Below are 26,381 nucleotides of genomic sequence, written 5' to 3'. Positions count from 1 at the left end.
TTATACCATCCTTGAAGCGAGTTTTTGCCAAACTGGAGTTGGAAGCATTCTTAGTAGCTTCATCAACATGATGAATCGTCTTGGGAAATCGATTTCACTCTTTCCTTGAGCGATACCATTTACGATTCGCTGAGTTGCGGCCTCACTACTAATAATCATAGGCATAGCGAAAGTATTTCGCTCGGTTAATGGCGTTTCAACGAAACCAGGGTGCACAATTGAGACATGAATGTTGTGCTCGGCCAGATCAACCGAAAGTGTTCTGCCTAAGTAAGTGAGGGCTGCCTTTGAAGCGCCATAAGCCTCGGCTCTTGGCAAAGGTAAAAAGCAGGCGCTGGAGCTCACTAAAACCAAACGGCCGCCCGGCTTGATGTTTTTTAACCAGGCCCTAAGGGCGTAGCCAATTGAGATCAGGTTGATGTTGATGACGCGCTCAAAAAGCTCGGCATCAAAATGAATTGGGTCGTCGATGTACTCACAATCCCCCGCGTTCAAAATCAGCAGGTCGAGCGGTTGGTCTTTATCTAGTTCCGGGAAATTGTGGTAGTCGGTTAGGTCAAAACAAAGTGGTTCTATTGATGAGTGGGATAAATCCGTCTCGTGGGAATCAACTAAGGTTTGCAGCTTGTCTGAGTTACGGCCACATGCAATCACCTGATGACCTTGCTGAGCGTAATCTTTAGCTAGGGATTGGCCGATACCTGAGGTCGCGCCTGTGATCATAATACGCATTATCGGCTCGCTCTCTTTTTGATGGATTTGATCGCGCAGCCCAGTACTGGAATGTGTTCGTACAACATAGACCCTACGTCGAGGTAGTCTCTGTGGTAGACCACTTGACCGTCTAGCATCTTAAGGTGACTGTGTCCTTGTACTTCGATAGGCTTTTGCCCATTTAATTGCTTGTGAGCAAACTGCATCGTCCAGTAAACAGACGCTTCGTCGTTCGATTCAAAAGTGTGTTCGATATGAAAGTAACAGCTCGTTACCTGGGTGTAGAGGTTCTCGAAGTAGTGCGTAAGCGCCGAAATACCGCTGACATGATGCAGCGGATCTTGGAATTCAATATCAGGGTGATAAACCGTCTTAAGCACGTCGAAATTGTCGGTTCCGAGTTCTCGATACATGTTGAGAAAGTTATCAAGCCATAGAGAGTTATCCATAATACTCACTCTAATTATTTGAAGAAGGCTAAGGCTCTCAATCGTGCTTCTTTGTGTTCAACGATGGGTTGCCAGTATTCGCTGTTAATTCCGTTTTTTGCAATGTAATCATGTGGAAAATGCACATGCTTGTCAGGAATATTTTGCAGCTCTGGAATGTATTTACGAATAAAAATTCCTTTCGGATCAAACTTTTCACTCTGGGTGATTGGATTGAAAATTCGGAAGTAAGGTTGAGCATCACAGCCAGTACTTGAAGCCCACTGCCAACCACCATTGTTAGCGCTGAAATCGCCATCGATAAGGTGCGTCATAAAGAACCGCTCGCCCCAACGCCAGTCGATCAGCAGGTGTTTGGTCAGGAAGCTCGCCACCACCATTCTTAGTCTGTTGTGCATCCAACCTGTATCAACCAATTGGCGCATGGCTGCATCAACTAACGGATAGCCGGTTTTCCCTTCACACCAAGCTTTGAAGCTCGGGTGATCCTGATACCAATCTAAGCCATTGTACTTTTGTTGAAAGTTAGCGCCTTTAATCAGTTTAGGATGATGGAACATTAAATGCTTATAAAAATCTCGCCAAATCAATTCATTAAGCCAAGAAAAGGCAGGTAATTGCGAGTCAAACAGCAGATCAGGTTGTTGCTGAATCAACTGAATCGCTAACCATCTTGGGCTCAATGCACCGATCGTTAAGTAAGGTGACAGGCCAGACGTTCCTTTGACGGAAGGGATGTCTCTCAGGTGTGCATAGTCATTGACTTTGTTAGCCAAGAAATTGGGGATCACGCTGCTTAGTACATCTTCGCTCATGGGCCAGCGACTTGAATCAACGCGAGGGAAGTTGAAATCGTAATCATCGGCAAGTCGATAGTCTGAAAGGCTATCAGGTAACTGCGCTTCTGAACGTTGGTCATCAAGTCTTTCAGCCGGTATCACTGGAGCATGACTACATTGGATACCTTTGGCTTGTACCTGTTTTAGCCAAGCGTTCTTAAAGGGCGTAAAGACTTTGAACATCTCTCCTTGTTTGTTGAGAACGCTACCGAGTGGCAGCATCACGTCACAATCGCTGATCTTCAGGTTTAGACCACCTGAAATCAGCTTTTTATCGCGAGCTTGTTCATCAATCTCTGGTTCAGAGTTTGCGTAGACGCACTTGGCATCAAGCTGCTGGCACAAGTTGATGAGTTGTTTGGATTGGTCGTCAAAGTCGGTCGCTTTTAAGTGAAGCAACGTTACCCCAAGCTCAGCGAGTTGGGATTCCAGTTGCGTCAGGTGTCGGTGTATAAAATCCGCTTTGATTGGCGCAAGATGGTGTTGTTTCCATTGTTGCGGTGTTGAAATGAAAACGGCTGTCGTTACGCCGTTTTCAACAGCTGCGACGAGCGCGGGGTTGTCGTGAGTCCGCAGGTCTCGTCTTATCCATAGAATGTCGCTCAATATCCGTATCTCAGTTTAAGTTCTTGTGGGTGCGGGTTTAGATAAACTTGTGATTCTAGGTACTCGTTTGGGTATTCCATCAGGTAATGATTGATCAGCGTTAGTGGAACTAACAGTGGAACCAACCCTTCTCTGAACGATGAAATCTGATTGGTAAGCTCTTGTTTGTGAGCGCTGCTCAGCTGTTTCTTAAAGTAACCTTGTAAGTGATGCAAAGTATTGGCGTGACTACCGCGGTTCGCATGGTGAGATAGTGCCGTCATCAAGCCTTCAATATACTGATTTGCCAAGTCGTCGATTTCAAGATCGTTGCTTGCCAACAGTTTGCCCAAGCTTTTGTAACCCTCAACGTGGTGGCACATGACTAAGTATTTGTGGGCGCTGTGGAACCGAATCAGTTTATGTTTGGTTACGCCTTCATCGACAAGATCGAGCCACTTTTGATATGTGAAAACACGAGTCATAAAGTTTTCACGCAGAATTGGATCGTTGAGGCGACCATTCTCTTCTACTGGAAGGAGGGGATTGCCTTGCATTACTTGCTGAGTGAACAAGCCAACGCCTGTCGACTCAGAACCACGTCCGTGGTGGTGGTAAACCTTTACTCGCTCCATGCCACAGGTTGGGCTCTTCTGACACACAATGAACCCAGCGATGTGTTGGTTGTTCTTTGAATAGTTTTGCCCAAACTCGATCAGTTCATCGGTGACATCCCCAGAACCATCAGGTCGAGAAACATGAATAATGTCGTCTAGCATTCTTGTTTGACGGATCGTAGGACGAGGCGTTGGAAGTCCAACGCCCATCTCTGGGCAAACTGGCTCAAGTTCTACGTAGTCTGCAAGATCGTCTGTGCAAAAACGAGAACGCTTATGGCCAGTATCGAACCGAACTTTATGACCGGCGACACATGCACTAATGCCTATTTTTATTTTTTTATCCATTGGTCAATTCCTTACACTCATTGCTCGTTGTTATTCTTATATTGTGTGTTTTGTTGCTTATTAAACATTACTTTAGTTCGGTTTTTACTTTTCTTACTAGCCAACTCTATGAGTCTTGTGACGTATCCGGTAAATCTTCTAAAACTAATAAATATATTTACCCAGTGGGTTGAACAATTGGCTCACCCCTTTGGTGAAGTACAAGGCATCGCTTGAAACAGTTAAACACACACAGCCTTCTTTGGTCGCAGGCTGATGAGTGTGTTCTCCATCTAACCAGATGAAGTCACCTTTGTTGTAAACGCCCATTTCATCTTCGAAGCTGCCTTCTAAAAGAAGCGTGATCTCGAAGCCTTTATGAGTGTGGCAAGGTACTTGTCCATCTTTATCGATGTGCAACAAACTCGTATGGTGTGTTTCGTCATCGAAATCGAGCCTTGCTCGTGAAATCTTGCCTAGATTCATCCAATCTTTTCTCGCCACTGAATTCAGAGCGCGGGGGATTGTGAATGTCGTGTCGGCGACGGTTACTTTCTGAACCTCTGGAGTCGCCTCTACTGACTGAGAAGCATCGGCTGTGATTTGATCTATCGCGTCAAAATCGAAGTCCATGTCGTCCGTTAAGAAGCTGTCTAAATCTTCATTTGAAAATACTGGCTCTGCGTCAAATGCATTATTCGCCGCTTCAGCCGTTAACTGTTTCACTTTCTCTTGGCAGTGTTCACACAGCTCTACATGGCTAGAAACAATCAAAGAAACTGAATCAGCCAACGTGCCATCGACGAAGTCTTTCAAGATTGCCGCGTTTGGGTGATGTTTAATCATGGCTTTGGTCTCCCATGTGAACTTTAAGTTTTGCTAAAGCGAGTCTCAGACGTGACTTCACTGTTCCAAGTGGGACGCCAAGTTGCTGAGCGAGTTGCTCTTGAGAAAGCTCTTGAAAGTAAACGCCTTTGACGATGGTTTTCTGAGCGAGAGGCAACTTTTCTATTTGAGTCATTACGTGTCGGCTCATCAAATGATCACCGAATGGCAAATCTTCACTTTGAGATTCGGCTACCATCGCATCGATTGGCCAGATATCGTCGGCTATCGTTTGTTCGGCTTTCGCTTTCACTTTACGCAACATGTCGAACGCTGCATTACGCATTACCGTATATACCCAAGTGGTCGCAGCACCTTTGTCTACATTGTAGAGATGTGCTTTTTTCCAAACATTAGTCATCGTGTCTTGAACTAGTTCGTTGGCAGCAGCTTCGCCACCCAACTTACTGATGCCAAAACGCTTAATCTTAGGAGCGAAGAACTTGAACAAACAGGTGAACGCCTGCTTGTCTCGATCTGTACCAACCAACATCAACCAGCTCGAAAGCTCTGTCGGTACTTTGTTGTCTGTAGGTACTTTGTTATCGGGAATAATGACATGCTCCTTGCCGTTCCCTGAACTTCTGCTTTCCACTTGCATAGTAACTAACCATCATGCGAATTTGATAGGCACTACGTGGAAGGAGAAAGTCGGGATCACTTTAATTTAAATTAATTTCTACTATACAAAATTATAGTGAAGAAAAGTGCTTATTGCCCCGTAATGATTTGATTCAAAAAAGGAACTAGAGACGGAAAACTGGCTGGCTCAGTAAATTCTGTTTTCTTTTCCAATGGGATAGGCATCATTTCGAGCAAGCGCGCACAGATCCATTGTGGGCTCTCGAAATCTGGAGTGGGATAGAGTGTTCTTATTGAATCGTGGTCGCGAAACAACTGAACCAAAAATGCCGCAAACACGTTGGGCACTTTAAAGTCATGAGTAGGCCAGTGAGGCAACAAGCTGAATTGGCTTTTAAACAGATCATCAACGTCTCGAAACGAACCATGTAACTGCACCAATTTTTCGCCTTCGACATCAATTTCCAAGATTTGGTCATCAGACATATTGAAATCGACGATGGTTACCTTTGTCCCCCAAGAACTAAGATCATCAGAGTTAGAGTTGTCTTGAGTGGCGATAATGAAACCATCGCCCTGCGCTGCGTGAGCAATCATCGCCAGATACTTTGGCTCAAAAATGCGCAGCCTTTGTCTGCCTCCCGGTAGAAGGAAGATAGGGAGAGGAAACACTGCGAGCTCCAGAGAAGACTCTACGGGTGTTTCTGGTTCGGCGTCTGTCCGCGTGGTCTTCCTAGGTGAATTCGGCACATAGCACTCCTTAGTTCAAATGTGATTTGAGAAGATATACGCGGGGAAGGTGGTGTTCGATCAATTCGCTTCGGCTTATGTTTGCAAAGGGATAGGTATTTTGTTGCACCTGTTCATAAATTCATTGTTTTTACCTTTTCTCATACGCGTCATTAGGTAATATATGTACAAATAGTGAGCGAATGGGTAGTCGCCAAACGATGCTTCTATCTGACGTTCTTCTATACCTAACATCGCATCAAAGGAATGGTCATGATTGTTATTTATGGTATCAAAGAGTGCTTAAATCCAATTAAGTTGCAGCTCTCTAATGTGTTGCAGCAGTGCTTGAACAGTGAGATGGGGTTACCCGATGACAAGCGAGCACATCGATTTGTGCCATTGGAGCGAGATGACTTCTTTTATCCCGAAGGGCGAACAGAAGCTTACACCGTCATTGAGATCAATATGATGGAAGGTCGAGCGGTAAACACCAAAAAGCGCCTGATTAAGAAGATATTCTCAGAAATAGAGAAACAACTGGCCATCTCTCCCATTGATATCGAGATCACCATTAAGGAGCAGCCATCGCACTGCTGGGGGTTTCGAGGCATGACCGGCGATGAAGCTCAAGATCTGAAGTATAAAGTGAAGGTCTAGGGTTTAAACTCTTAACTCTTAAGCTAATCTATCGAGTTACGGCTTTGGAATTTGATGCCAAAGCTTTTTTCTCGCTCTCGGCGCTAACCTTTAAGCACCGTCACTCTCTTTTAAATACTGATGCCAATTTTCATTGATCACGTTAAAGTGCTCGACACAAAACTCTTTCCTATCTTTCAAATAGTCGTTTTCCACCTCGTCGAGCAAGTTCTCATAGGCATCGGGATCGCTGCCATACACCAAGCATAAAGTGGAGAAGTAACGCTGCAGGTCGAAACTGTGCTCATCGATGTATTCCCCCAAGTCGTAATATTCCGGGCGGTCTTCTGACTCGAAAGCGAACATGTCTGCAGCGCTGATAGCGGCATCGGCTCCATGCTCTACGTAGTTAAGCAGTAGCACGGTTGCTAGGTTATCAACTGCATCTTCTTCTTTACCCAATATGGCAATGTTCTGATCTTCGATATACGCGTGCCCAGCTTCGTGCAGCAGGGTGTGCAGCAAGGTATCAATAGCGCCGGTTTGCGATGATTTCCCGTACTCTTTTTCGTATTGGTTCTTCTCGAAATAATTGAGTGACTCAGCGTAAAAGCTATAAGGGATCAGCACTTGATGGGTTTGTGGATCGTAGAGTGGTCCTTCTTCCCCGCCATATTGAATGGTTAATGGTTTCTCAAACATGAACAGTTGGTTTGATAGGTCGACCACGGTGTCATTAACACCGCTGTTTTGAATTTCGCGTTTGATCTGTTCTTCTTCAACATTTTGCGGTGCAGAGTACTCGACGATTAGGTTACTTTGGGTTGTTTGTTCACTAGATGCATAAGTTGCAGTAAACATTGCACTCAGGGCTAGGCTGCAGGTCAATGTTCGTTTCAATAATGTCATCGGCTATCCTTGTGATTACGTTGCGAATCAGAGTCGTTGCTGGGGGTAACAACTCCAAGCTGTGTACCCTGATTTAGTTACTCCGTTAGAGTATAAGTTTAGACGGAATTTTGATGCATCGAGGACTGCAATTTTTGAAGTAGACGCTATCCTATCAATGAATAATCCGCTGAGAGGTTCGCCACAAAGAATAGGCAAGCTGAATGAGCGGTGTCGATGTGATTCGTTTCTGTTGGTAATTAACAGATAAATTTCGGTTCAACAGAACCCTTGTGCTATACTCCGCGCCCCAATCCGAATTGGCTTGTTTAATCTTAGGAAATTATTATGAGTGTTAAAAACGAACTTCAACAAATTAACAACCGTCTAGACAAGTGTCGCCACAAGCTAGATGCTGCTAAAACTCGTAATGATCGTCCTGTTGTTCGTCAGTTCGAGGAAGAGATTAAGAAGCTAACTAAGAAAATTGCCCAGCTTAAACACAAAGAAAGCTTTGATGTGAACCAAGAGCGTAAGTCTCTGGTTGATATGCCATTTAGCCGTGAAATCACTAAGGCTGAGCAAGCGGATATGGGTAAACTGAAAAAGTCTGTTAAAGGACTCGTAATTGTTCACCCAATGACGAAAGTCGGTAAAGAACTTCGCATTGAAGTTATGACTGGTTACGCACCGAAAAAATTCTAATTACCAGCGATGGTGATGAAAGAGGAGCTAGAAATAGCTCCTTTTTGCTTTTTTAGGTATTAAGAAAGCAGAGTCTGCGGCATAGATACTCACGCCGTTTTCAACTTTTAGGAGGTGATTGTTGTCACAAATCCTTTTATCTCCTATAAAAGTTAACGTGCTACTAACATGGCACTAAGCGATCGCAGTAATGTGTTCGCTTTTCGAATCCACACTTTCTCTCCAGTTTGTATAAATATAGGTAGAGCAGCACAAATAATTACAGATAAAACTAGACTCATTAGGGAAGATGAGAACGTAAAAAAATAGAGGTTATATGAATCAATTAATTTCAATTGGACCACTAGAATCCTTCCTAATCGCGATTAGTGTTTTGTTTCTAGGTCATTTCGTCAATGCAAAGCTTCCGATTCTCAAAAAGTACAACATTCCAGAGCCCATTGTCGGCGGCTTGATTGTCGCTTTTGCTATTACAGCCCTGCATTTTAACGGCCTTGATCTTGAGTTTTCTTTGCCCCTGCAGAACACGTTTATGTTGATGTTCTTTGCAACGGTCGGCCTTGCGGCTAACTACACGCAGCTGATAAAAGGTGGCGCTAAGGTATTCCTATTCTTAGGGGTAGCGTCGGTTTACATCATTATCCAAAACGGTGTAGGCGTAACTTTAGCAACGGCACTAGGCCTGGAACCCTTGATGGGTTTGATTGCTGGCTCTATCACTCTTTCGGGTGGTCACGGCACAGGCGCGGCTTGGTCTCAAACTTTTGCAGATACGTTTGGCATTGCAAATACGCTAGAAATCGCAATGGCTTCAGCGACCTTTGGTTTGATTATCGGTGGTATTATCGGTAGCCCTGTGGCGCAAAAGCTGATTGACAAAAACCAGCTTGAATCTGAGTACGGCACAGGCACGCAAACGCACGAACGCTTCCCTGAACTGGTTACTTACAACGAGTATGAAGAAGACAAAGTGACGGCGAAGAAGGTGATTGAAGTATTGTTCATTCTTCTTATCTGTATCACGGGTGCGAGATACCTAGAGCAATGGGTAGCGACCTTTGAAATTTCTTGGTTGATGATTCCTGACTTCGTTTACGCGTTGTTTATCGGTGTGTTCATCACTAACGTGTTTGAAGTCACTAAGCTGCATAAGACGGATAGCGAAACGGTCGATATTCTTGGTACGGTGTCATTGTCACTGTTCCTAGCAATGGCGCTAATGAGCCTTAAGCTTTGGAACATCTTTGACCTTGCGATTCCGTTCTTGGTTATCCTTGCGGTTCAGGCGGTTGTACTGGGTATTTTCTCTTACTTTGTGACGTTCAAAGTAATGGGTTCTAACTACGACGCAGCGGTTATGGCGGGTGGTCACTGTGGTTTCGGCCTAGGTGCAACACCAACAGCGGTAATGAACATGGGCTCTTTGGTGAACCGTTTCGGTCCGTCACCACAAGCCTTCATGGTTGTGCCAATCGTGGGTGCCTTCTTTATCGATATCGTTAACCTGATTATCCTGCAAGGGTACATCTCGTTTATCGGTTAATGTTCTCCTCTGCTTAAACGCGATGAGCTAGTCGCACTAAGATGAATACAAGAAAGCCAGTCTGTTGACTGGCTTTTTTATTGTCTAGCGAATGCCTAGCTTATGCTGGAGAGCTGGTCTGGAGTTCCTTAAGCAGAGGGAATGCAGCTTTGGTGTGTTCTCCCGTGACAATGAACCCAACCAACTGATCCTCTTCATTGAAGCCTTTAGCGATAATGCCTTTTGGGTCGAATCGCGTTTCCCAACTCTGAGCAGTTTGAATATCACGCCCTGCGAGTTGAATCGGGTAGCTCGGTGTTTTCACCTTAGTGATGATGTGAGGCAAACTGAGCGTTGCTTCGCCCACTTTGATGTCGCCTTTATCCATAGCCAGCTGCTTAGCCAACACATTTGCAGACAAGATTGCTGGCTGCAAATAGGCCATCACTCGACCTTCGATTTCGGCGCAGTCACCAATCGCATACACATTCTCGGCACTGGTACTCATGGTGTTATCGACCACAATCCCTTTGTTTACTTCTATTCCCGCTTGTTTGGCTAACAGCGTGTTTGGTCTTAGCCCTGCAGCGGCAATCACGATATCGGTTCGTATTAATCGAGAAGAAGTAGTTTGCAACCTCACCCCATCAGGGAGATAAGTTGCGCGACACACTGCAGAATCAGTTTCAACGGTGACGCCTGCTTTTCTTAACTCTCTTTCTAACTCTAGGGACACGAAAGGTGGCACCAAGTTATTTAGCAAGTAACTCGCGGGTTCGATGATGGTGACATCTTTACCTGCGGTTTGAAGGTCGAAGGCGAGCTCGACCCCAATCAAACCTCCACCGATCACGGTGACTCGTTGTGCGTCATCAACCTGAGCTTTGTGTTTCTCGAACTCTTCCAAACTATTGAGAGTAATGGTCGCGCTGCGTTTTAACCCTTCCGCTGGTGGTATGAAGGGCGTTGCGCCCGTCGCTAATACCAACTTTGAATAGTGGATGATTTGGCCATCAACATGAACACACTGCTGAACAGTATCTACCTCGCTCACGAGTGCTTTGGTTTTGATGACCACGTTGTACTGCTCAGCCAACTGTTGAGCACTATGTATCGACAATGCTTCTGGTGTTTGCGCCTGACTGAACGCGTGCGAAAGATTCGGCTTACTGTACTCAACCCCGGCATCGGCGGTGATCATGGTAATTGCGATATCTTGGTTAAGCTTACGTACCATCTTGATAGTTTGTAGGGCAGCGAAACCGCCACCCACAATAACAATGTTCGACATGCTACTTCTCCACAAACACTTCTTTGCCTAAATGACATTCAGGGCAAAGGAAATCATCAGGTACTTGTACCCATGGTGTTCCTGGTTCAACGCCTTGGTAGGGTTCGCCTAGTTGTGGGTCGTACACCCATTCGCATACGGTGCAACGCCAGCAAGTGCAATCCGCACTATGGACAGGCTTGTCTTGTGCTTCTTCTAACTTCTGCTCTGTCGTGTCTTTGAGCTCGGTAGTGGTGTTCTCCGGTGCTGGTGTGGCTTCGAGCGGTGTTACATTGCGTGATACTTGTTTTGGTGTGCTCACTTCATCGGCTTCTGCACGCCACACCTCAGCCAGTGTCATGCCGTAATCGATACATTGGCGAAGGGCGTCTGTGTCTGGTTTCCAGTGGATGTGTTGTGGTGCGCTGACTTCGAAGTTGGCTTCACGTAGGCGAGCATCGATACGTTTAACTGCGCCACCTGTCCAACCTGAAGAACCGAAGGCAGCGGCTCTTTTTTCTGCGAAACGTAGGCCATGTATTTCTTCAAGCAAAGCTGCGATTTGCGGCATCATCACATTGTTCATGGTCGATGAACCAACGAGTACACCTTTTGAACGAAAGATGTTGGCAAGGATGTCGTTTTTATCATGCTTAGAGATATTGAACACCTTGATCGCCGTTTCTGGGCTGCCTTTACGGATCCCTTTAGCGATAGCATCGGCCATCATGCGAGTGTTATTTGACATGGTGTCGTAGACAATGGTGATGCGATCTTCTTTGTAGGCTTTCGACCACTCGTAATATTGCTCAACGATTTGAGTCGCGTTGTCACGCCAAATGCAGCCGTGAGAGGTCGCGATAACATCGATAGGCACGCCTAAGTTCAGCACTTCTTCAATCTTTGCTTTAACCAGCGGCGCAAACGGTGTCAGGATGTTCGAGAAGTAACGCAGACATTGTTCATGCAGTTCAACTTGGTCTAGTTGGTCATTGAATAGATTTTCGTCGCAGTAGTGTTGGCCGAAAGCGTCGTTACTAAACAGGATTTCATCACCAGTTAAGTAAGTCGCCATTGAGTCTGGCCAGTGCAGCATTTTCATCTCTACGAAGATAAGTTGTTTTCCGTTACCGACATCAAGAGTGTCACCGGTTTTGACGGTTCTAAAGTTCCAGTCTGGTTGGTGGTGGTGACCAACAATCGAGTTTATCCCTGCTTCAGTGCAGTAGACAGGCGTATTTGGGATCTTAGCTAACAGCGCTGAGAGGGCGCCTGAGTGGTCCTCTTCAGCGTGTTGGCAAATGATGTAGTCGATCTCATTGATATCGATTTCCATCTCTAGGTTTGCAAGGAATTGCTCAGTAAAGCGATGATCGACAGTATCGACAAGCACTGTCTTCTCTTCACGGATCAGGTACGAGTTATAGCTGGTACCTTTGTTCATGTGGTATTCCTTACCGTGGAAGTGTTCGGTTTCCCAATCGTGAACGCCGACCCAATGAACATTTGATTTAACGTGAATAGTCATAATGATAATACCTTATTGAAATATCTAAGGCTCTCATTGCACTAGTTGTGCCATATTTTTAAGTTGTTGTTTTATATAAAATTACTTGCTATTTAACTCTGATTGGTGTCTTTATGACTTGTTTATTTTTGCAATCATATTGATATTAATGAGTCTTTATGACTTGTCTGTGGATATTGGCTTGGATAAATAACAGATATAAAAAAGGCCAGACAAGCGTCTGGCCAAATAAAGCAGTGCGATTTGTTCGTTTTAGCTATTACAGCGTAGTGACTGTTATAGCGTAGTAGCTGTTATAACGTAGTAACCACTTCATCAAGAGCTAGACGCGCTTTTGGTTTACCGTGGTTGTAGTCTTCGCCGTCTTTGTGGTAGCCGATAGCTAGCGCTACATCAACAACGTGACCTTCTAGTTCGTCAGCAAACTCTTCGCTGATCATAGCTGCGTCTACACCTTCCATAGGTGTTGAAGCGATACCTAGACGAGCTAGTGTGTGCAGTGTGTTACCTAGTGCGATGTAAACTTGAGACTTAGTCCAGTTACCGTTGAAACCTGTTTCGTCTGTGTTCATTTCTGCGAATGCGTAAGCACCTAAGAATTGCTCGTACATTTCAGCGGGTAGGTGACCAGAGCTTACTTCTGTATCAGCACGCTTAGCGAATTTCTCTTTAGTGTACTTAGGATCATGAGCAAACAGGATCGTGTGTGACGCTTCTTTCGCATGTGGTTGGTTAAACTGGAACATGTTCTCGAAAGTGTTATGGAAGCGCTGTTTAGCTGCATCGCTCTCAATGATGATGAATTTCCAAGGTTGAGAGTTGATAGAAGAAGCTGACAAACGAAGTGCTTCTTTGATTACTTCCATGTCTTCCGCAGAGATGCGTTTTTCTGCATCGTATTTTTTAGCTGTGTAACGAGTGTTTAGATCGGTAATGATTGGATGAGTCATGTTGAATCCTAATATCTATCAATAATAAATGTTGTAGGGTTTTATGTTCGGTAACGTCAACAATAAACGGATAACGCATTTAAACGAATCTCAATAGATTGAACGTCTAAATAGTTATCGAACATGCCCCAATTAAATCGAGTATCTGCGGTAGCTCAAGTCGATGGGTGTAAGATAATAGAAGAATGACTCGGGGAAAATAGCGAACATATCAAATCACTATGGTGTTTAATGTCCATAATGAGTGCGTAAGTGTGATCTTGATGTGTGATGGCGCGCTAAGATCAGTAGCTTAGTACGCCTTGATACCATATTGGCGCAATAATGGCGGAAGTACGCTGTCTAGGTTTGGGATATCTTCTGGGGTGAGTTCAATCAAGCTGAAGCCGTGTTCTGCGTATGTTTCTCTCGTTTCAATGCGTTTGTCTTCAGCGATAGGTGCAGAATCGGTTCCCCAAAACTGGATGTACACCTTGCCACTTGGCAGATAAAAATCACTAATCACTTGTTTGGATATTGGCAGTGGACGCTCATACGCATGCACCACTCCTGCCATATAAAGCCAGTTATCGATGATCAGCTCTCCCTTTGAACGAACATAGTGCCCATCTAAGGTTCGGTGTTTCGCCTCAAATTTCTGACGGAAGCTAGAAAACGACACATCGGTCGAGTGGCTTTCTGCATCGTGGCCTAAGAACTCGACAACAGATTGCTTTAATCGTTTATTGCGGACCAGCGAGTCGTGCCACACCACAAATAAATTCTCAGTCGCTTTGTCTTCTCTTTGTTCACCTCCGGCTTTTAAGCCTGTTGAGGTGACGTGCCAGCCATCTTCTTCTTTCTTTATCCACCCAAGTTCATTGAGCAATAAGTTGATCTTCTTGGCGCTGAGCTCAAAGGCGTGGCCAAGTTGCGTCGCGGTTAATGTTTTGCCAGAGAATGACTCTAAGTCGATAAGCAGTTTTTCTGGCCATACGATAAAGACACCAAACTTTTTGTGCTCCACATACTCCCCACCAAAACTTTCCCCTCGCTCTGTCAGTACCCAACGCTCTTGTGAACGCACAATATAGCCAGCGGTTTTTAGATCACTAAATAGCGCTTTGGCTTCTACGCCTTTCTGTTTCGCGAGTGCTGATGTGGAAATTTTGTCTGACATAGTCTTTTCTCAAAGCAGAGCGATCTGCGGATTCAGGTTGAAGCGGTGGTGGATATGAATAGGTAAATACAATAACACATCTCTTGCCGCTGACAGCAGTGTGTTGTGCTCAGCTTGTGCTGCAAGAGTGTGGTGAAGGTGCGCATGATGCACAAGCCGATGGTGTATCGAGATGATGCGATAGCGTAATTTTTAGTGTGATCTACATCTCATTGGTTTTGTAATTAAATTACACGATGCCAATTTATACTCAAGAGAGTGCGTATATTTCACGCTTTGTATGGCGTTCTTTTATACTTGGTTTATAGTTTTATGGAGTTAACTTTTATTAAGTGTGATTTTGATCACCATTTATTTTTTATGGTTATGAGGTAAAGTGTGATCTTGATCGTGAGTTAATGAGAGTTGTTCTCACTAATTTTGCTTTGTAATTTAAATTCATGACATTTTTGTGATCCAAGGCGTTATTGTTAACCCCAAAGTGTTTTTTGTGTGTGATGTTTATCACGAAAATTGGGCTGGGGTGCATTTTGGAAATGTTGTGATACATTTTAATCAACTTTTGAGCACACACTTTCGGTCATTTGACCAACCAATACACTACGGGGTTCTACCTATGTTATCACCAGAAGCAAAGATCAAGGTTCAAAACTTTGGTCGTTTCTTATCTAATATGGTAATGCCAAACATCGGCGCATTCATTGCGTGGGGTTTCATTACTGCACTATTCATCCCAACAGGTTGGTGGCCTAACGAAACGTTAGCATCAATGGTTGGTCCTATGATTACATACCTTCTACCACTATTGATCGGTTACACCGGTGGTAAAATGGTTGGTGGTGACCGCGGTGCGGTAGTCGGCGCTATCACAACAATGGGTGTTATCGTTGGTACTGATATCCCAATGTTCATGGGTGCAATGATTGTTGGTCCACTAGGTGGTATCGCAATTAAGAAATTCGATGAAGCTGTTCACGGTAAAGTGAAGAGTGGTTTCGAAATGCTAGTGAACAACTTCTCTGCTGGTATCATCGGTATGATCTGCGCAATCATCGCGTTCATCGTGATTGGTCCTGCAGTTAAAGTTCTGTCTTCTGGTTTAGCGGCTGGCGTTAACGTGATGGTTGAAGCAGGTGCACTACCTCTTGCATCTATCTTTGTTGAACCTGCGAAAATCCTATTCCTAAACAACGCAATCAACCACGGTATCTTCTCTCCACTAGGTATCCAGCAATCTGAAGAAATTGGTCGTTCAATCTTCTTCCTAATCGAAGCGAACCCAGGTCCTGGTTTTGGTCTTCTACTTGCTTACATGGTGTTTGGTAAAGGTAGCGCGAAGCAATCTGCTGCTGGTGCTTCGATCATCCACTTCCTAGGTGGTATCCACGAAATTTACTTCCCTTACGTTCTAATGAACCCACGTCTAATCCTTGCTGTAATCGCAGGTGGTATGGCAGGTGTATTCACTAACGTAGTGTTCGATTCTGGCCTTATCTCTCCAGCATCTCCAGGTTCTATCTTCGCAGTATTGTTGATGACACCTAAAGGGTCTTACATCGGTGTGGTTCTTTCTGTTATCGCTGCAACGGCTGTGTCTTTCATCGTAGCTTCAATCCTACTTAAGACTTCAGCTCAAGGTGACGACGAAGATTCACTAGAGAAAGCCTCTGCTCAAATGAAAGACATGAAAGCGTCTTCTAAAGGTGCAGCTGCAGAAGCAAACGTAAACCTAGCGGATGTAAAAGCAGTCTACGTAGCGTGTGATGCGGGTATGGGTTCAAGTGCGATGGGTGCAGGTCTTCTACGTAAGAAAGTAGAAACAGCTGGCCTAGACATCGTGGTAACCAACTACGCAATCAACAACCTACCAGCTGATTCGCAAATCGTTATTACGCATAAAGACTTAACAGACCGTGCACGCAAAACCGTACCGGGTGCAATGCACATGTCTCTGAACAACTTCCTAGACGGTGGCGTATACGACCAGCTAGTCGCTGAACTTACCGACGCTCAAAGTGGTGAAGCAAAAGTAGAAGCTCTGGCTCCTGCAGCGGCTCCAGCACAAGAAGGCAACAAGCTTGCACTGACTGACGACAGCATCTTCCTTGGCCTAAAAGCGACTCAAAAAGAAGACGCAATCAAGTTCGCTGGCGACCAACTGGTAAAACTTGGCAATGTATCACCTGAATACGTAGCTGGCATGTTTGCTCGTGAAGAGCTTGTGTCTACCTACCTAGGTGAGTCTATCGCAGTACCACACGGCACAATCGAAGCGAAACAATACGTACAAAAAACCGGCATCGTTTTCTGTCAGTACCCTGAAGGTATTCAGTGGGGCGAAGATGAAGATGATATCGCTAAGATGGTTATCGGTATTGCCGCACAAGGCGATGAGCACAACATGGTGCTGATGGCTATTACGAATTCACTTGATGATGAAGAAGCTGTGGAATGCCTACAGAACACAACAAACCCTGCTGATGTTCTACGTATTCTCAACGGAAACTAAAAAGCTCTAGTCAAGCTCCTGAGTGAAGGAGGCCGGTATCCCCCTACTGGCCTCATTTTCGGTCTTAATCTCTCTAAGAAGATTCAGTCTGAATAGCTTACTGCTTAATGCCGAGGGCACATCGTCAAGGCATGTTGTTGAGCAGTTAGCTATCTAGATTCAAATATTTATAAGGTCAAAATTATGAAAGCGTTACATTTTGGTGCAGGTAATATCGGTCGTGGTTTCATTGGTAAGCTTCTTTCTGACGCTGGTATGAAGGTTACGTTTGCTGACGTAAATGAAACGGTTGTAAATGCGTTAATTGAACGCCAAGAATACCCAGTTAAGATTGTTGGCGAAGAGTGTGTTGTTGAAGTTGTTAAGAACGTGACAGCAGTAAACTCGGCAACAAGCGCAGTGGTTGATTGCATTGCAGAGTCTAACATTGTGACGACAGCAGTTGGTCCTACTGTTCTTAAAATCATCTCTAAGTCTATCGCTCAAGGCATTGAAAAGCGTGCAGCAGCAAACAACACTGCACCAATGAACATCATCGCGGCAGAGAACATGGTTCGCGGTACTAGCCAATTAAAAGCAGCGGTTCTAGAGCACCTTTCTGATGAAATGAAAGCCTTCACTGAACAGCACATTGGTTTTGTTGATTCAGCGGTTGACCGTATCGTTCCACCGGCAGAAGCAGGCGAAACAGACCCACTAGCAGTAACGGTTGAAACGTTTAGCGAGTGGATCGTAGACCAAACGCAATTTAAAGGTGAGATTCCAAACATTCCAGGTATGGAATGCACAGATAACCTAATGGCTTTCGTTGAGCGTAAACTGTTCACGCTAAACACAGGTCACTTGGTAACGGCATACCTTGGTGTGCTTGCGGGTCACGAGACAATCAAAGACTCTATCGAAGACGACAAAATCCGCGCTGAAGTAACAGCAACGATGGAGGAGAGCGGTGCAGTTCTGATCAAGCGTTACGGCTTCGATCCTGAAGCGCACGCGGCATACATCCAGAAAATTCTTGGTCGTTTTGCGAACCCGTTCCTACGTGATGAAGTGGATCGTGTTGGCCGTCAGCCTATTCGTAAGCTGAGCCCACAAGATCGTCTAGTCAAGCCATTGAACGGTACGCTAGAATACGGCCTTCCTAATGCACACCTAGTAAAAGCGATCGCAGCTGCGTTTCATTACAAGAATGAAGATGACCCACAAGCGGTTGAACTTCAGGCAATGTTCGCAGAAAAAGGTTTTGCTGAGACATTAGCGCATTATTCTGAGCTGAATAGTGACTCAGAAGTTGTTAAACTAGCGGAACAAGCTTATCTAGCATTGAAATGATAAATCATCAAAGTGCCACACCTGTGGCACTTTCTTATTACCGAGCCGTTATGCCAATACATCCTAGCCACGAAACTGAATTACTCGAAGCCCTATCAGAAGCTGAGAGCGCTGGCGCCTGCCTAATGGCAGCTTATGATGCATTGGATGACACGGTGGATGCGGTTTTAAAAAACATTTTCAAGAAAGACGACACGGCGATTAAATTCGTTGTCGAGCCACTACTCAACAGTGGTGGGCCTTTAGGCGAGATCATGGTTCGCGGTAAGCTTCTATTGGGGCTTGGTGTGATCAGCAAAGAGCTTTATGACGATTTAGAGGTTTTCGTAACCTTGAAAGAGTGGGCGAAAATACAAGGTGAAGACACCAGCTTCACGGAAGTTGACGTTATTTTTGAGCTTAACAAGGTACACGCTATTCAGCGTATTATGCCTATCGAATATGATGCAGAGATGGTGGAAACCATGTCTGGCCCAATGCTTCAAATGTTCTTGGGCAGACACCATCAGAAAGTGAAGTCGACGATCGTTTTGGCTATCACAGACATCATCAACACCTTATGCCGCGATAACGCTTTGAGTTCTTAGTTTTCGTTATTCAGCATTTTCTTTGCAATTCAGCCCTCTATAACTTGTTTTACCCATCCTAGAATTTACAGTTGTTGCGATTTCTCTTGTTAGAGGAGTCGCTTTTTTGTAATCGCCTCAGTATTTATCTTTGCCTTTTCTCCACCTACTTAGTTATCACTCCCTCCACCTATTAACTCTATTCCCTAATCATAGTTTTTTGGTTACTCGGTTTACGATCGTGAATTTCAGGCACAAAAAAAGCCACATACAGTGGCTTTTTTGATTCAACAAAACCTTAGATTATAGGTCTTGGATGTTTTCAGCTTCTAGCTCTTGGAAGTAGCGTAGAGTCTTAACTTTAAGCTCTTGTTGAGCTGGCTCATCAGCAACGATGATAGCTTTACGGTGCATCTGTAGAGCTGTAACAGTCCACATGTGGTTTACAGAACCTTCGATAGCCATTTGAAGCGCTTGCGCTTTGTTGTGGCCTAGAGAAAGGATCATTACTTCTTCAGCGTCTAGAAGAGTAGCAACACCGATAGTTAGTGCGTATTTAGGAACTTGGTTGATGTCGCCATCGAAGAAACGAGAGTTCGCGATACGAGTGTCTTCAGTCAACGTTTTGATACGAGTGCGTGAAGATAGAGAAGAACCTGGTTCGTTGAATGCGATGTGACCGTCGATGCCTACGCCGCCCATGAATAGGTTGATTTTGCCGTAAGAACGGATTTTCTCTTCGTATGCTGCACAGTGAGCATCGATGTCTTCAGCTTGACCGTCTAGCAGGTTGATGTTTTCTGCTTGGATATCAACGTGGTTGAAGAAGTTCTCGTGCATGAATGTGCGGTAAGACTCTGGGTGGTTCGGGTCGATACCAACGTACTCATCCATGTTGAATGTTACAACGTGCTTGAAGCTAACTTCGCCAGCTTTGTAAAGTTCAATTAGCTCAGCGTAAGTAGTTAGAGGTGTGCTACCAGTAGGAAGACCTAGTACAAATGGACGCTCAGCAGTTGGAGCGAACTTGTTGATAGAATCTGCGATGTGACGAGCAGCCCATTTACCTACTTTAGCTTTGTTGCTTAATGGAATAAGTCTCATTGATTTTGCCCCTAGAAATTAAATTTTATAGTGTTCTGAAACATTAATTCGCATTATAAAATAAGTTATCGAGTTCCGCTATTGTTTTAGGTCAAGTTTTTGCTTTTTTCGTCGTATCTGTGACTAGAACTCTCAAAATTGCACAATAATTGTATGGATATTTGGTGGCGTTAAACAAGATTAATACGCTTGTCATATACAGGAATGTTGATTTGATTCAGTGCCTGAAAGGGTTTGTGCGTTTCTGCAGATTGACAAGCTTTGGCGCATTAAAGAGATCCAGCGTGCTCACAGGCTTTGAGAGTATAGTTGAGGTGTGAAAAATAATGATGGCAATGTGCCACTATCGTGATAAAAGGAAGTTGCTAAGTGGGGCTCGAAGAATTTAACTGGGTTAGATACCCGATTGAATGGTTGAAGATAGATGTTGATTCACGCTATCGCTATGAATTATCTATAAATATTGGTAAAACCGAGCAGGTTGGCTAAACTTACCTATTACGAAGAAAAAGCGATCTTGAAGTGTAAACCGTGAAGGCAAAAAAAAGCCCAAAGTGATGAGGTATCACCTTGAGCGATTTTACTAATCTTCTAACACTAACTCACTTTCGTATTCTTCCCTAGGCACTTCGCCGCGTTTGCAGCCGTTTAGGGTATGAAAGCGACGGCGTCCACGAGCCAGTTGAATGTACTTCAACCAAACACGCTCTAACTTGGACTTTGCCTTATGAGGGTGAGACAACACTTTGATGAAGTGCTTTTCTTCTGCATTGGTTGGTGTTAATTCACCAGTCTCAAGTGCAAGCATAGTGTCACCAAACAAGGTTAGGATTTCCTCTTCTGACAGAGTAAAATCACCCGACTTAGCGAACCCTCGTGGGAATTTAATGGTGTCATAAAAACGTTTTTTTCCGTGACGGAATTCGGTCTCAGACATATCAGCCTCAGTAATGTGGTTAGATAGAAATTAGTGTTTATTGCTCACGCGAAAATATTGTTAAAAGGCTAAAATAGGAAACAAAACGTTTTTGCCTTTACGATAAACAATCCTAGATCGGCTAGTTAGCAGATTTATTACAGAGATGTATTTGATGGATGTGAAAGTATTTAGAACCTTTCTTGAGGTTGCAAGGGTGCGCCATTTTGGGCGTGCAGCTGAAAACTTGTATTTAACGCAAGCGGCGGTGAGTGCGCGAATCAAACAGCTTGAAGGCTATTTTGATACTCAACTCTTCATTCGTGACCGCAATAACATCAAGCTCACATCTTCTGGTGAGCGTTTGATTGGTTATGCTGAAGTGATGGTATCTACCTTACAGCAAGCCAAATTTGAGCTGTCGTTAGAGAGTGGAAAAGCCTTACAGTTAACACTCGGCGGCACACCCAATATTTGGGATGCGTATTTGCAAAACTGTTTGAGCGTGGTGACCGATTCTTTTGGTGGTTATGGCTTCATGGCAGAGGTGATGGGGCGTGAGCAACTGAACCGTAATTTGCTAGAGCGAACCTTAGACATGGCTTTCGCTTTCGATCAGATCAAAGCAGAAGAGCTGAACTGTAAAAAAGTTGCTGATCTGGTCTTGGTGTTGGTATCTACTCAGCAAGATGATCTGGAATCTGTGTTCCAGCACAAATACGTTTATGTTGATTGGGGCACGCGCTTTGGTTCTGAACATGCAGAGCGTCACCCTAAAGTGCCCGCGCCATACCTACGTACTTCAACCGCGCGTATTGCCCTCGATTTCATTTTAGAGAAAGGTGGCAGTGCGTATTTGCCAGTCTCTCTAGTCGAACCTTTTATCGATTCGGGTCAGTTACATAAGGTGAAAGGGGTTGAAGACTGGTATCGCCCAATTTACCTAAGCTACCGTAAAAGCAGTACTTCGGTGGATGCGATCATGCAGGTTGAGAAATTGGTTAATGAGATTGACCCATCGACCGCTTATACGTTGCAACAAGCCGCTGAGCAGACGCCAGAGTAATAGCACGCGCAGCCAGCAATATGCTTTGTTGACGAGATAAAAAATGGCTCCTAACTAGTTAGGAGCCATTTTTGTTTTAAACCAGAGATGTACTTCTTTTCGGAACTAGAGATCGTTTCTCATTCCAATAAAATCGTTTAAGCCTGGTATACCTAGCCCTATTTAAAGGCTCTATAGTGTTAACACTTATAGGTTCATTAGATTCTCAATAGACTCTTCGAGAGAGTGTGACATGTACGAATGGATTGTGTGGCCATCCGTTGCGTCAATTTCAATCTTAGAAATCCCGTTATCTGCTTTGCCTTCAAGAAAGCTCAGAGACTGTTCGACTGATTGACTGGTGAGAACCTGTTGGTTTGATAAAACAATACGACACGTGTGAAGAACCATAGCCTTTTCCTTTTTATATTCGATAGGTCTCTGCATCTTTGGCGTGCTAAGTATCTATCGTTGACGTTGTGAGAAGAATGCCTTCTCTAGGTTAAATTTAGTCGAATTGAATAAAATTAAAACCCTTTTTTGTGATTTATATAACCTTCGCTTCCGAAAGTGGCTAGCGACTCTGGTCGTTCACGGTAAACTTTTAGTTATCGGAGCCAAAATTATGGCAAATGGGAAGAACACATCATGTCGAAAAATATCCATCACAACAGTACCTTAACGAGTGAGCAGTGCCATTTAGCTCGATATGCGCGAGATGCTCGCTTTGATGGGATGTTTTTTACGGCGGTGAAAACGACTGGGATCTTCTGTCGTCCTATTTGCCCTGCGAGTCCACCTAAAGAAGAGAACGTGGAGTATTTTTCTCATCAAGCTCAGGCACTAAAGGCAGGTTATCGTCCTTGTTTGCGTTGCCGACCAGACAGCGCGCCTTTCTCTCCAGCATGGAAGGGCGTTGAAACTACTTTCTTGCGCGCCTTGCAGTTGATTGATAACGGCGCACTGAATGCGGGTTCAATCGTCGATCTTGCGAACCGTTTAGGCATTTCCGACCGTTACTTACGAACCTTGTTCGACAATTACATCGGGGTGTCACCTAAGCAATATAGCCTTTATAGCCAATTGATGTTTGCTAAGCAGTTGCTGCACACCAGTAGCATGAGCATTACCGATGTCGGCTTTGCGAGTGGTTTTAATAGTACGCGCCGCTTCAATGATGCCTTTCTAAAAGAGCTGAAGCTTTCGCCAAGTCAAATCCGACGCTCTAAGCCAAGTAACAACTTGAGTAATCACATTCAGCTCGGTTTTCATGGCCCGCTAGATTGGCAACACCTGTTGGCTTTCTACCGACGAAGAATGATTGAAGGCATAGAAGAAGTAGGCGAGGACTATTACCAGCGCTCGGTGAATGTGAACGGTTCTAAGGGCTGGTTCAAGGCCACTTTAGTTAAAGATAACCGCTTGGATATTGAGTTTGAGTTAGACGATATCAATCAACTAAGAAGTTTGATCGCAAATATACGACGCATGTTTGACTTAGATGTTGACATTGCAAAGGTCGAAGCCTTCTTTACAACTATCGACCCTAATTTGGTAGCCAAAAGTGGTATCCGTATTCCTGGGGTGTGGAGTGCTTGGGAGGCCGGAGTAAGAGCGATTATCGGGCAGCAAGTGTCGGTCACCGCAGCGATTGGTCAGCTTAATCTGTTGGTTAGAGAGCTTTCTGGTGAAGATGAAAAAACTTACTTCCCAACACCAAAACAGATCGCTGAGGCGGATGTGAGCTTTTTAAGAATGCCGGGAAGTCGCAAGGAAACCCTAAAGCGTTTTGCCGAGTACATGGTCGACAACGAAGCCGAGCATCCTTCTAAGTGGATTGACCTTAAAGGCATTGGCCCTTGGACGATTCAATATGCGCTGCTTCGGGGCTTGAGCGAACCTAACCATTTGTTAGTCGGTGATTTGGTTGTGAAGAAATTCATCGAGCATCGTCCTGCCATTAATGCACAAAGCGTGTCGCCGTGGGGCAGTTACGCCACATTCCATTGTTGGAATCAATCTTAATCGGAATACTAAGCTAGGAGATATCATGGCAAATCGTTTTACTTATTATGAGAGCCCATTAGGCATCATTACTTTGCAAGCTAATGAGCAAGGCTTGCTTGGCGCTTGGTTTGAAATACATACCACGAAGCCAGATCAGTTGGGCGATCAAGACGATAACTTTCCGATCTTTGAATTGGTCACTGAACAACTCAATCGTTATTTTGCTGGTGAGGCCATTCAGTTTGATGTACCGATCGCCGCCAAGGGAACGCCGTTTCAACAGTCGGTTTGGCAAGCTCTCACTACCATCCCTTATGGAGAAACATGGAGCTACGCTCAATTGGCTGAAGCGATTGGCAACCCGAAAGCCGTGCGTGCGGTGGGATTGGCTAATGGTAAAAATCCAGTGTCAGTGATTGTGCCGTGTCACCGCGTCATTGGTAAAAATGGCAAACTGACAGGGTATGCGGGTGGTGTAGAGCGCAAACAGCGCTTGTTGGTGATAGAGGGAAGAGATCAAGACTAATAAGTGATTTGGCAATGAGCCTCTGACCGAGGATCACGTACTGCTCATAGTGAAGGCTAGTGGTTCTTAAAATGCGACTTTGCAATAAAATCGTCACTTTGTGGAAAATACCTGTTTGGTTGCATATCCTTTAACCATGTTCTCTAGGCAAGGATGCCCAAATGAATAGCCATCACTCTTTGATCATCGGCTGCAGTAGCGTGCTATTGCTGACGGGTTGTTTAACCGATACCAGTCGACCCTTCGAAGTCCCACAGCTTGTCTTGTTCAAGGGCATGTATGAGAACGCGGATAATGACAGTTATTTGCTTTTTGAATCGGGACAAGTGACCTATCAAACCACGGATAACACAGTTACACGCAGTTATAGTGTCGACGATGACTTGATCATCATTGAGCTGAACTCAGGAAGCAGCAGAACGGATTCAGATTTGGTGATGCGAATTCAGCATCAAGGTGAAGTGCTTACATGCAATATGTGTCCAGCGATGCAATTGAGCAATGTCTGGACACGAGTTGAGAAGGCGACCAAAGGTTCATCGAATTAGAAAAGAGCACCATTCAACCACAGGTGAGCGGCGATACTGACCGCGTAGCCAATCATGATCACTGGCATCCACTTCAAGTGACCAAAGAAGGTGTATTTACCATGCGCTGCGCCCATTAATGCCACGCCAGCTGCACTACCTATCGACAATAAACTACCGCCGACACCCGCCGTTAAAGTAATCAATAACCAGTTTCCAATCGACATTTGTGGTTCCATGGATAGCACAGCAAACATCACCGGAATGTTATCGACAATTGCAGACAAGATCCCAACCATAATGTTGGCCCAAATTGGATCCCATTGGCTATACATCACGCCAGAGGCCAGCTCTAAATACCCAAGTAAGCTCAAACCACCGACACACATTACAACTCCGTAGAAGAACAGCAATGTGTCCCACTCGGCATGTGAGACTCTGCGAAACACATCAAATGGCACCACCGAGCCGAGTCGCTTCAAGGCACCTTCATCGTTATTGGCAATCGCCACCGCTTTCTTCTTCGCTAGAGAGTTCGGCAGAGTTTTACGCAAGAAATAGCCAAAGAATTGTAGATACGCGAGGCCCATCATCATGCCCATGACGGGAGGGAAGTGGAGCACCGCGTGGAAAGCAACCGCGGTCGCAATCGTCATGATGAACAACAACACGATGCGTCTTGCACCTCGTTTTAATTCAACGTGCTGATGCACCGTGTCGGGTTGGGTTGTGGGAACAAAGTAAGACATGATCATTGCAGGGACGAGGTAATTCATCACTGAAGGAATAAACAAGGGAATGAACTCACTGAAGCTTACATAGCCAGCCTGCCACACCATCAACGTTGTGATGTCGCCGAATGGGCTGAATGCGCCGCCAGCGTTAGCAGCTATCACGATGTTCACACAGGCGAGGTTAACGAATTTAGGGTTAGATCCTGCGACTTTCAGAACCACGGCGCACATCAATAGAGCTGTGGTGAGGTTGTCAGCGATAGGTGAGATAAAGAAGGCTAGAATACCAGTTAGCCAGAACAGAGAGCGGAAATTAAAGCCTTTGCCCACCATCCACGCTTGCAGCGCATCAAACAGTCTTCTCTCTTCCATGGCGCTGATGTAGGTCATGGCGACGAGTAGGAAAAGTAACAGCTCGGCGTATTCGAGTAAGTTGTGTTCGAGTGCTTGCTTAGCGACTTCAACAAGGTTGTGTTCTTGGTAGATAAAACCAATGATTATCCAGATCAGTCCTGCTGCAAGTAACACTGGCTTAGATTTTCGGAGCTTTAGGTACTCTTCCATCATCACCACGATGTAGGCGATAACGAAAATGGTCAGAGATAGGTAACCAGCAAATGAGTTGGTGAGCTTGAGTGGTTCTCCCAACTGAGAAGTGGCAGCACCTGCTACCGTAGAAAAGAGTAACAAAGAGAGAACAGCAGAAAGCTGGATACCTAACATGGAT

At 44.8% G+C, this 26,381-nt stretch carries 26 protein-coding genes; 10 read left to right on the top strand and 16 right to left on the bottom strand.

All coding sequences use genetic code 11. The features are described 5' to 3' along the window. The 7 genes from ITG10_RS18370 to ITG10_RS18340 all read right to left on the bottom strand — a co-directional run bounded on the left by ITG10_RS18370 (position 1) and on the right by ITG10_RS18340 (position 5,748). A complete protein-coding gene (locus tag ITG10_RS18370; RefSeq protein WP_017630319.1) occupies positions 1–732 on the bottom strand; it encodes an SDR family NAD(P)-dependent oxidoreductase in 732 nt (243 codons plus the stop codon). Next, entirely contained in the window at positions 732–1,163 is a 432-nt protein-coding gene (locus ITG10_RS18365; protein ID WP_017630320.1) for a nuclear transport factor 2 family protein, read from the bottom strand. Before ITG10_RS18365 ends, ITG10_RS18370 begins: the two co-directional genes overlap by 1 nt. 14 nt (positions 1,164–1,177) lie before the next feature. Further along, positions 1,178–2,608, bottom strand: a complete 1,431-nt coding sequence (gene phrB / locus ITG10_RS18360; protein WP_017630321.1) for a deoxyribodipyrimidine photo-lyase — start codon at positions 2,606–2,608, stop codon at positions 1,178–1,180. Beyond that, positions 2,605–3,552: a DUF523 and DUF1722 domain-containing protein gene (locus tag ITG10_RS18355; RefSeq protein ID WP_017630322.1), complete on the bottom strand. Its 948-nt coding sequence runs from the start codon at positions 3,550–3,552 to the stop codon at positions 2,605–2,607. The genes phrB and ITG10_RS18355 overlap by 4 nt, the downstream gene beginning before the upstream one ends. Positions 3,553–3,696: 144 nt before the next feature. Beyond that, positions 3,697–4,377 carry a ChrR family anti-sigma-E factor gene (locus ITG10_RS18350; protein ID WP_017630323.1) on the bottom strand — a complete coding sequence of 227 codons (681 nt, stop codon included), beginning with the start codon at positions 4,375–4,377 and terminating at the stop codon, positions 3,697–3,699. After that, positions 4,370–5,017 carry a sigma-70 family RNA polymerase sigma factor gene (locus ITG10_RS18345; protein ID WP_017630324.1) on the bottom strand — a complete coding sequence of 216 codons (648 nt, stop codon included), beginning with the start codon at positions 5,015–5,017 and terminating at the stop codon, positions 4,370–4,372. The genes ITG10_RS18350 and ITG10_RS18345 overlap by 8 nt, the downstream gene beginning before the upstream one ends. A 110-nt stretch (positions 5,018–5,127) precedes the next feature. Then, positions 5,128–5,748: an LON peptidase substrate-binding domain-containing protein gene (locus ITG10_RS18340; protein ID WP_026084188.1), complete on the bottom strand. Its 621-nt coding sequence runs from the start codon at positions 5,746–5,748 to the stop codon at positions 5,128–5,130. A 252-nt stretch (positions 5,749–6,000) separates the two neighbouring features. Here ITG10_RS18340 and ITG10_RS18335 point away from each other — a divergent pair, with 252 nt between their 5' ends. After that, positions 6,001–6,387, top strand: a complete 387-nt coding sequence (locus ITG10_RS18335) for a tautomerase family protein (protein ID WP_017070218.1) — start codon at positions 6,001–6,003, stop codon at positions 6,385–6,387. 90 nt (positions 6,388–6,477) lie between these two features. Here ITG10_RS18335 and ITG10_RS18330 read toward each other — a convergent pair whose 3' ends face one another. Continuing rightward, positions 6,478–7,275, bottom strand: a complete 798-nt coding sequence (locus ITG10_RS18330; RefSeq protein WP_017630326.1) for a DUF4344 domain-containing metallopeptidase — start codon at positions 7,273–7,275, stop codon at positions 6,478–6,480. Between the two features lie 327 nt (positions 7,276–7,602). Here ITG10_RS18330 and ITG10_RS18325 point away from each other — a divergent pair, with 327 nt between their 5' ends. Then, the gene (locus tag ITG10_RS18325; RefSeq protein ID WP_017630327.1) at positions 7,603–7,959 is read left to right on the top strand and encodes a YibL family ribosome-associated protein; all 357 of its coding nucleotides are present in this window, start codon (positions 7,603–7,605) and stop codon (positions 7,957–7,959) included. Between the two features lie 316 nt (positions 7,960–8,275). Then, positions 8,276–9,502: a sodium/glutamate symporter gene (gene gltS, locus ITG10_RS18320; RefSeq protein WP_248387055.1), complete on the top strand. Its 1,227-nt coding sequence runs from the start codon at positions 8,276–8,278 to the stop codon at positions 9,500–9,502. Between the two features lie 100 nt (positions 9,503–9,602). Here gltS and norW read toward each other — a convergent pair whose 3' ends face one another. The 4 genes from norW to ITG10_RS18300 form a co-directional block, all read right to left on the bottom strand. Next, positions 9,603–10,772: an NADH:flavorubredoxin reductase NorW gene (norW, locus tag ITG10_RS18315; RefSeq protein WP_017630328.1), complete on the bottom strand. Its 1,170-nt coding sequence runs from the start codon at positions 10,770–10,772 to the stop codon at positions 9,603–9,605. Between the two features lies 1 nt (position 10,773). After that, positions 10,774–12,279: an anaerobic nitric oxide reductase flavorubredoxin gene (gene norV / locus ITG10_RS18310; RefSeq protein WP_017630329.1), complete on the bottom strand. Its 1,506-nt coding sequence runs from the start codon at positions 12,277–12,279 to the stop codon at positions 10,774–10,776. A 293-nt stretch (positions 12,280–12,572) separates the two neighbouring features. After that, complete coding sequence (locus ITG10_RS18305; RefSeq protein WP_017630330.1) at positions 12,573–13,229, bottom strand: NAD(P)H-dependent oxidoreductase; 657 nt, start codon at positions 13,227–13,229, stop codon at positions 12,573–12,575. 292 nt (positions 13,230–13,521) lie between these two features. Continuing rightward, positions 13,522–14,388, bottom strand: a complete 867-nt coding sequence (locus tag ITG10_RS18300; protein WP_017630331.1) for a hypothetical protein — start codon at positions 14,386–14,388, stop codon at positions 13,522–13,524. A gap of 616 nt (positions 14,389–15,004) precedes the next feature. Here ITG10_RS18300 and ITG10_RS18295 point away from each other — a divergent pair. From ITG10_RS18295 to ITG10_RS18285, 3 genes are all read left to right on the top strand, one after another. Then, a complete protein-coding gene (locus ITG10_RS18295) occupies positions 15,005–16,897 on the top strand; it encodes a PTS mannitol transporter subunit IICBA (RefSeq protein ID WP_017630332.1) in 1,893 nt (630 codons plus the stop codon). Positions 16,898–17,080: 183 nt separating this feature from the next. Continuing rightward, positions 17,081–18,229, top strand: a complete 1,149-nt coding sequence (locus ITG10_RS18290; protein ID WP_017630333.1) for a mannitol-1-phosphate 5-dehydrogenase — start codon at positions 17,081–17,083, stop codon at positions 18,227–18,229. Positions 18,230–18,279: 50 nt separating this feature from the next. Further along, the gene (locus ITG10_RS18285) at positions 18,280–18,816 is read left to right on the top strand and encodes an MltR family transcriptional regulator (protein WP_206598100.1); all 537 of its coding nucleotides are present in this window, start codon (positions 18,280–18,282) and stop codon (positions 18,814–18,816) included. Positions 18,817–19,098: 282 nt separating this feature from the next. Here ITG10_RS18285 and nagB read toward each other — a convergent pair whose 3' ends face one another. Both nagB and ITG10_RS18275 read right to left on the bottom strand, forming a co-directional pair. Next, complete coding sequence (nagB, locus tag ITG10_RS18280; RefSeq protein WP_017630335.1) at positions 19,099–19,899, bottom strand: glucosamine-6-phosphate deaminase; 801 nt, start codon at positions 19,897–19,899, stop codon at positions 19,099–19,101. Between the two features lie 583 nt (positions 19,900–20,482). After that, positions 20,483–20,836 (bottom strand): DUF413 domain-containing protein, encoded by a 354-nt coding sequence (locus ITG10_RS18275; RefSeq protein ID WP_010432477.1) that lies wholly within the window; start codon positions 20,834–20,836, stop codon positions 20,483–20,485. 154 nt (positions 20,837–20,990) lie between these two features. Here ITG10_RS18275 and ITG10_RS18270 point away from each other — a divergent pair, with 154 nt between their 5' ends. Next, a complete protein-coding gene (locus tag ITG10_RS18270; RefSeq protein WP_017630336.1) occupies positions 20,991–21,881 on the top strand; it encodes a LysR family transcriptional regulator in 891 nt (296 codons plus the stop codon). Positions 21,882–22,067: 186 nt separating this feature from the next. Here ITG10_RS18270 and ITG10_RS18265 read toward each other — a convergent pair whose 3' ends face one another. Continuing rightward, positions 22,068–22,271, bottom strand: coding sequence for a hypothetical protein (locus tag ITG10_RS18265; protein WP_017630337.1), 204 nt, complete (start codon positions 22,269–22,271; stop codon positions 22,068–22,070). A gap of 237 nt (positions 22,272–22,508) precedes the next feature. Here ITG10_RS18265 and ITG10_RS18260 point away from each other — a divergent pair, with 237 nt between their 5' ends. The 3 genes from ITG10_RS18260 to ITG10_RS18250 all read left to right on the top strand — a co-directional run bounded on the left by ITG10_RS18260 (position 22,509) and on the right by ITG10_RS18250 (position 24,941). Continuing rightward, a complete protein-coding gene (locus ITG10_RS18260) occupies positions 22,509–23,885 on the top strand; it encodes an AlkA N-terminal domain-containing protein (RefSeq protein WP_017630338.1) in 1,377 nt (458 codons plus the stop codon). 25 nt (positions 23,886–23,910) lie between these two features. Beyond that, a complete protein-coding gene (locus ITG10_RS18255; RefSeq protein WP_017630339.1) occupies positions 23,911–24,393 on the top strand; it encodes a methylated-DNA--[protein]-cysteine S-methyltransferase in 483 nt (160 codons plus the stop codon). 161 nt (positions 24,394–24,554) lie between these two features. Beyond that, on the top strand, positions 24,555–24,941 hold the full coding sequence (locus ITG10_RS18250) for a hypothetical protein (protein WP_017630340.1): 387 nt from the start codon (positions 24,555–24,557) through the stop codon (positions 24,939–24,941). On the opposite strand, the gene nhaD is transcribed toward ITG10_RS18250, so the two are convergent. Beyond that, positions 24,938–26,377 carry a sodium:proton antiporter NhaD gene (nhaD, locus tag ITG10_RS18245; protein ID WP_017630341.1) on the bottom strand — a complete coding sequence of 480 codons (1,440 nt, stop codon included), beginning with the start codon at positions 26,375–26,377 and terminating at the stop codon, positions 24,938–24,940. The genes ITG10_RS18250 and nhaD overlap by 4 nt on opposite strands. Positions 26,378–26,381 lie beyond the last annotated feature (4 nt).

The sequence above is a fragment of the Vibrio sp. ED004 genome (assembly GCF_023206395.1).
Taxonomy (GTDB): Bacteria; Pseudomonadota; Gammaproteobacteria; order Enterobacterales; family Vibrionaceae; genus Vibrio.
This window is presented reverse-complemented; position numbering and strand designations above follow the sequence as displayed.